The sequence below is a fragment of the Lysinibacillus sp. CTST325 genome, from assembly GCF_054665055.1.
Genome location: NZ_BAAFHO010000041.1, coordinates 1 through 1004, shown reverse-complemented (window position 1 = coordinate 1004; position 1004 = coordinate 1). Strand labels below are relative to the sequence as shown.

The 1004-nt window shown below is 36.3% G+C and carries 1 pseudogene; it reads left to right on the top strand.

Annotated elements, in window-relative coordinates:
• Positions 1-986 (top strand): annotated as a pseudogene (locus ACYQ73_RS28100) (IS3 family transposase); the annotation flags it as partial.
• Positions 987-1004: the final 18 nt, after the last annotated feature.

The window sequence follows — 1004 nt, the reverse complement described above, 5'->3', positions numbered from 1 at the left end:
AAACAATCAAAACAATCACCAGTCGAAGGCTCTACCGAAACACTTGAAGCACGTATTAAACAACTAGAAATGGAAAATGAGTATTTAAAAAAGTTGAATGCCTTAGTTCAAAACAAGGAAAAATCACCAAACAGGACAAAGCACAAGTAGTCTATGAGTTAAGGCATAAATATTCGGTGAAAGCACTTGTAAAACTCGCTGGCATTCCACGAAGTACGTACTATGATTTAGTAAAACGTATGAATCGACCAGATCCAGATGCCGATTTAAAAGCAGAAATAAAGGCGATTTATGAAGAACATGAAGGGCGTTATGGCTATCGCCGTATTCGTGACGAGCTAGCGAATCGTGGGCAAAAAGTGAATCATAAAAAAGTGCAACGTATCATGAAAGAGTTAGGTTTAAAATGTTTAGTACGTATGAAAAAGTATAAATCGTATAAAGGAAAAGTTGGTAAAATTGCGCCAAATATTTTAGACCGCAATTTTAAAGCAGACGCCCCAAACGAAAAGTGGGTAACAGACATTACGGAATTTAAATTATTCGGTGAGAAGCTTTATTTATCGCCAGTTTTAGATTTATTTAACGGGGAAATTATCACGTACACAATTGGCTCTAGACCAACCTATTCACTTGTTTCAGATATGTTGGACAAAGCGTTCGAACGTTTACCTGAGCACCACCAGCTACTCATGCATTCCGATCAAGGCTGGCATTATCAAATGGAAAAATATCGTCGCGCCTTAGAATCAAGAGAGATTGTTCAAAGTATGTCTCGTAAAGGAAACTGTTACGACAACTCTGTCATGGAAAATTTCTTTGGAATTATGAAATCTGAATTCCTTTACATGAGGGAATTTGAAAGTGTAGAGCATTTTAAAATAGAATTAGAAAAATATATCAATTACTATAATACGAAACGGATTAAGGCAAAATTAAAAACGAGTCCGGTGCAATACCGAACTCGTTTTACCCAAGCTGCCTAATGAAATAACTGTGTCTAA